The organism is Anaerobiospirillum succiniciproducens DSM 6400 (genome assembly GCF_000482845.1).
Classification (GTDB): domain Bacteria; phylum Pseudomonadota; class Gammaproteobacteria; order Enterobacterales; family Succinivibrionaceae; genus Anaerobiospirillum; species Anaerobiospirillum succiniciproducens.
In genome coordinates, this window is the sequence record NZ_AXWV01000036.1 from 36,385 (window position 1) to 42,384 (window position 6,000).

A 6,000-nucleotide genomic window follows, 5' to 3' on the forward strand; every position below is an offset into this window, starting at 1 on the left:
AATTATGGAGTGTAGTGGTACTGCGCTAAAGACTCTGTAGACACGTAAGCGAAAAGCTTATGTAGGCCTTATAGAGCAAAGATATTAAAACACGGAGTTGTTATGTCCGAATCAACCGGTAATGCTGAGATTGCACCTGAGGTAGCTACTACTCCAGTTCCTGCTAATCGTTATATCCCGGCTGAAAAATGCGTGCTATCAATGGTGGTTGCTACTGGCCTTGATCGCGCTATTGGTGAGAGAGGTACTATGCCATGGTACTTACCTGCAGACCTCAAGCACTTTAAAGCACAGACCTATGATAGCTGTGTCATCATGGGCCGCCGTACCTTTGAATCCATTGGTAAGCCACTGCCAAACCGTCGCAATATCGTGATTACCTCATCAAAAGCTTTAGCTGAACGTAAGGATATTGAGACTGTAGGCAGCATCAAAGAAGCTATTGCTTTAGCATCAGATGTGGCAGCCGCAAAAGAGGCCTTAAAGCGCGATGGGGTGAGCGATGCTAACGTTATCGTTTACGACAAGATCGTGTTTATTGGCGGAGCTGAAGTCTTTGATGAGGCTTTAGAGCAAATCGATATTTTAGTGCTCACTGAGATTCGTGCATCTTTCCCACATGCTGACACATTCTTCCCAGACTTTAAGATGCTAGGCATCTTCCGTTTAGCCTCATCCGAGCCAAAGATTGCTGGCAGCCGCGCCTACTTTTTGTGTAAGGCCGAACAGCCTTCAGGCTTTGCTCAGGAGATTCCTGAGCTTGATTCTGATGCTGTAGTAGTCGATGAGAATGGCGCTTTAATCCCAGAGGGTGAAGAGCATTTAGGTCTGTCTTATCGCTTCTTAACTTACGAGAACATCAATCGTATGGGCTAATTGTCCCTCTTGCATTAGCTTACATCACATAAAAATCAGGGCCGCATCTGCGGCCTTAATTTTTTGCCCAAACCATATACCAAGCCCACGCTTACAGCCATTTAGCTATGGCTTGCAGAGCTCATTAGCTTATCTGTGGCCCATAAGCGCACAGCTGCCCAAGCAAATAAGCTTGAATTAGACTGCTCTTTTAGATGTCAGCGTAGCCAGTGGATTTGACGTAGAAGAAGGTGTCATCTTCATAGCGCCAGGCGCACAGACGATCACCCCAGACACAGCCAGTGTCTAATGCTCTAATGTGTGGCTCATGACAGTTGCCATTTAGCGCTGCCCAGTGTCCAAATACAAGCTTGTACTGCTTTTTCTTAAAGAGCAGCGGAGCGCTTAAAGAGAACCATGGGGCAAGACCGTCTTTAGCAACTTCTTCAGGGCTTACAGCATTATTTTTATAGTCCATTGAGCCGTCGAAATAGCACAGACGCATTCTAGTAAAGGTATTAATGGCAAAGCGCCAGCGTAAGATGCCGTCATTAGCTGCACTGTAGGTTAAAGGAGCCTCATTGTACATATTGCGCAAGAGAACAATGCGCTGCAGTGGGTTAGCAAATACCTTCTCAACGGCTTTAGCTTCTTTTTTGGCTGTTTTAATTGACCACAGAGGGTAAATGCCAGCATGAGCCATGACTAAAGGCTTTTGCTTGTGTATGTACAAAAGCGGAGTCTTTAAAAAGTAGTTAACGATAGTCTCGCGCAGTGGGGAGTTAAGCATCACCTCAAGATTATCTTTTGGGCGAGCTTTAACAATGCCGTAGTGCAGGGCGAGGAAGTTTATGTCATGATTGCCAAGTACGGTTTTAACGCACTTGCCTAAAGACATAATCTCTCTCATGGTCTCAACAGGATAAGGGCCACGACCAATGAGATCGCCGGTTAAAAGCAATTCATCGCTCTTATCATCAAACTTGATGAGATCGAGCATCTTTAAAAACTCATCGCAACAACCATGGATGTCGCCTATGCAGTAAGTGGCCATGTCTGATCCCTGTTAAGTAATAAAGCAAGCTTGCATGCTCAAGAGCACGCCTTGGCTATCGAAAGTGCCAACCAATGATATCTACAATGTCAATCATATCTGAGCTTATTGCCAGTAAGACTGAAATTGTAGGTAAAAAGAGAAAAAGCTAATCATATCACGTCATCTAGCTATGAATACGGGATATCTGATGCAATTAAGAACATAACTCAAATTAGCGACAAAGAGATTTTCATCTATAGCGCCATATTTCACACAAATAAGAGTGCTTGTAGTAACGCAAGAGCTCTGTTATAGAGTGTTGAGTCGGCTATTTTCTGCAAGTTCTTATAGTGTAGGAAAGCGCAGTTGCATGGAGAATCGCTTATTTATCAGCGTTTAGTTTTTTGATCCCACTTTTTGTAGTGTTAGTGCTTTGCTACTGTATAGTATGTGGCTAACGGCTCGCTAAGCTATTGCTTACTAGTTGTAAACCGCTTGCAAAGATATTACTTACTAGTTGCACACCGCTAACAAAGATATTGCTTACTAGTTGCAAACCGCTTGCAAAGATATTGCTTACTAGTTGCAAACCGCTCGCAAAGATATTACTTACTAGTTGCAAACAGCTTAACGATAGGATACAAAGCGTAGCTTTATACTCTTGTGGTAGGGGCTTTAGAGCTTTTGGTCTGTAAGGAGCATGGCATGCCTTTAATTTCAAAGGACTTTATTAGAAACAAGCTGATTCCGCGCTTAGATATTGTCAAAGTAATTCAACAGTACCGTAGCCTTAAGCTTTCAGGTGGCAACTATAAGTGCTGCTGCCCTTTCCATAACGAGAAGACTCCATCATTCATGGTAAGTCCAGCTCGTCAAACCTATCGTTGTTTTGGCTGTGGTGAGCATGGTAATGCCATCGACTTCGTGATGAAGTACAACAACACTTCATTTGTTGAAGCCGTTGAAGAGCTAGCAAGATTTGCTGGCCTTGATATCGAATACGATAAGAACGCCGAGTACGATCCTCAAAAAGAAGACCGTAAGAAAGGCTATTACAAGATCATGGATGATGCTGCCTTTTACTTCACTCGTTGTCTGCAGCAAAATCCTGAGGCCATTGCTTATTTCAAAGAAAAGCGTGGTTTGTCAGATGAAATCATCGTCAAGGCTCGTTTAGGCTTTGCTCCTGACTCTTATGATTATGTAGAAAAGGAGCTCGTGAAGAATGCTGATGAGTATGCCAAAGCAGTAGAGTGTGGCTTACAAAAAGACACCTTCGATGAAGGTAGACATCGTAAATATGCTTTCTTCCGCAACCGTGTTATGTTCCCAATCTTCGATACTAAAGGTCGCATTATTGCCTTTGGTGGACGAGTATTAGGTGACGAGAAGACTGCTAAGTACTTAAACTCTCCTGAGACCCCGATCTTCAAAAAATCACGTGAGATCTTTGGTTTGTACGAGTGTTTACAGGCTAATCGCAATCGACCTGATGCTGTAGTAGTGGTAGAGGGCTATATGGATGCCATCTCGCTACGTCAGGCAGGCTATAACAATGTGGTGGCTACCTTAGGCACCGCTTTGACCTCTGAGCACATGCAGGCGCTGTTTCGTTACACCAATGAGGTAGTGTTCTGTTTTGATAGTGATGAGGCAGGTAAGAAAGCAGGCTGGCATGCTATGCAGGTTATTACCCCGCTGCTCAAAGAAACAGACAAGACCGTGCGCTTCTTGTTCCTGCCAGCTGGTCATGACCCTGATACCTTTGTGCGAGCAAATGGCAATGCTGCTTTTGGTGAGGAGGTCAAAAAGGCTTTATCACTTACTGAAACCTTATTCTTATACAAGACTAAGGAGTTCAATTTGTCCCATGTGGGTGGCCGTATTGAGTTCATCCGCAATGTAGCCTCCATCATTAAAGCCATGCCTTTAAACTATCAGTTTGTGGCTAAGCAGCTCCTCTGCGAAATCCTCAATATGGAAGCTAGTGAAGTTAACACTATGGTCGATGATCCAAGCATTGAGGTTGCTCGTGAGTTCTTGCCTCAGCCAACCTATTCATCTCGACGCGATGAAGGCTCTGCTCCAAAGCAATGGAATCAAAATCGCCCTTACCAAGCCTCTAACAGAGGCCAAGACTATGGGGCAAACCGTCCTAACCAGGGACAAGCACAAAACTATGGCAATCCAAACCAAGGTTTTGCAGGTAATGGCCCTAACTTTGGATCCCAAAATCCACATTACGCTAACCAAAACCAAAACTACGGCAACAACCAAAGCTACGTAAATAACAATCAAAGCTTTGCAAACCAAGGCCAAAACTATGCGCCAGGCAATCCTAATTTTGCCCCCGGCCAGCCTAACTTCCATGGTCAGAATAATCATGGCGTAGCTAATGGTGCTTACAACGGCAATGGAGCATACAATGGCCATGCTGGACACCATGGCAATGGGGCATACAACGGCCATGCTGGACACAACGGCAATGGAGCATACAACGGCAATGGCGCTCCTGTGCAGGTGAATAATAATGGCATGGTGGATAGCAGATCATGGCACAACAACACCCACGGTAACGATAGGGTGATTCGCTTTGAGAAGCCGCAAAATCAATTTGATTACAGTAACTTCAAGCAAGCAGAAGGTTCATCAAATCAAGGTAACTATCAGATAGACCCTTATGCTCAAGGAGGACAAAACCTCTCTGTAGAGCAATTTAAAGATCAGCTCTACATGCAAAATGCTCAGCGTGTAATGCAGTCTCCTGCAGGCGAGTTTATGCAGCTTGGTCCTAATGGAGCCCCTTCTGATGATCATTTAGATGATGATTACGCTGGTGAGTATTACGAGGGCGGGCGCGGGCCGCAAGGTAATATCCAACAGCGTCAAGAAGCGTGGAACAATAAGTGGGGGCCATCTGAACATTTAGGACAATCGATGGCGGCTACCGCAGCTCCTCATGACACACTTAATGAGGCTAAAAGAGCAGGTATTGTCCCAATTGACTTTATGGAGCCTATTGCTAAGAACAAGGGCCTGTACTCCTATGAGATTGCAAACTATAGGACCTTAGTGCGTCATGACTTTACTGTTCGCGATGCAACTGGGCCAATCTACGAGCTGCTAGCATTTACCCTGCAGCAGCCAACTATTGTGGCCACCTTGTATGACTTTTTGAATCTAGATGAGTTTCTTGATTTAGCCAAGCAATTAAGATTGCCAGAGTATCCTTGTATTGAGCGACTCTTTGAGCTCATCAAGAATGAGCGCACCATTACCTGTGCCTTACTCATTGAAGAGTTTAGAGACACTGAGTTCTGGTCACTGTTTAACTACCTGTTTGACATGGAGATTTTCAAGAATAAGTCAGATGGTGTAGAGATGAGTCCAGAACATAAGAGTGAGTACTTTGCTCGCTTCTTGTTTAACTCTTTAAGAGAGCCTTATGTTGAGCGTAAAGAGCAGGTATCCATGATTCAAGGCCGCTCTTTCAAACGCGATGACATGGTGGAGATGGATGCTTTAAGCCAGATTGCTGATATGGACTTTACCTCGCAATACAACTCAGCTCAAGGCTAATCACAATAAGCTTTAGCGCCACGGTGCATTTTCGTTTTTACCACATGCTTGCAAATGCGTATACACAGGCCCTTTGCAAGCATGTTGTTACTTTTGGTTAATTAGTTTACGTTCATGCTCTTTCCATGTATAATGCACGCCGTGGCCCATTAGCTCAGTTGGTTAGAGCAAGCGACTCATAATCGCTGGGTCTCCCGTTCGATCCGGGAATGGGCCACCACCATCTAATCTCCCTCCTCAAAATCTCCAATCATCCCTCAATAACATATAGCAAAGCTTCAAAAAGCTTATAGCACCATCATTGTCTCTATCATTTAGCAATACTCCTTTAATGTATAGTGAGCATCGTGTGACACGCTATTAGAGTACAAATACACGCAAATAAAAGTCTTGAATGAAGACATAGCAAAGCCAATCCACACACTTGTCATGCCTTACATATGTGATCGGGCTCTTTAGCATCATTTAGCACTCGCATTTCAAGCAAAGCTAGATGCAGTAAGGGCTGAGGGCCATTTTTAATTTTTTAC

Annotated in this window: 3 protein-coding genes and 1 tRNA gene; 3 read left to right on the forward strand and 1 reads right to left on the reverse strand. The window is 44.3% G+C overall.

Annotation, left to right across the window (positions count from 1 at the left end; all coding sequences use genetic code 11):
* Window positions 1-102: 102 nt before the first annotated feature.
* Window positions 103-876, forward strand: coding sequence for a dihydrofolate reductase (locus tag H524_RS16475; protein WP_052338949.1), 774 nt, complete (start codon window positions 103-105; stop codon window positions 874-876).
* A 190-nt stretch (window positions 877-1,066) separates the two neighbouring features.
* Here H524_RS16475 and H524_RS0106270 read toward each other — a convergent pair whose 3' ends face one another.
* Window positions 1,067-1,909, reverse strand: a complete 843-nt coding sequence (locus H524_RS0106270) for a symmetrical bis(5'-nucleosyl)-tetraphosphatase (RefSeq protein WP_027939606.1) — start codon at window positions 1,907-1,909, stop codon at window positions 1,067-1,069.
* A 687-nt stretch (window positions 1,910-2,596) separates the two neighbouring features.
* Here H524_RS0106270 and dnaG point away from each other — a divergent pair.
* On the forward strand, window positions 2,597-5,470 hold the full coding sequence (gene dnaG / locus H524_RS16480; protein WP_052338950.1) for a DNA primase: 2,874 nt from the start codon (window positions 2,597-2,599) through the stop codon (window positions 5,468-5,470).
* Between the two features lie 143 nt (window positions 5,471-5,613).
* Window positions 5,614-5,690, forward strand: a tRNA-Ile gene (locus H524_RS0106280).
* Window positions 5,691-6,000: the final 310 nt, after the last annotated feature.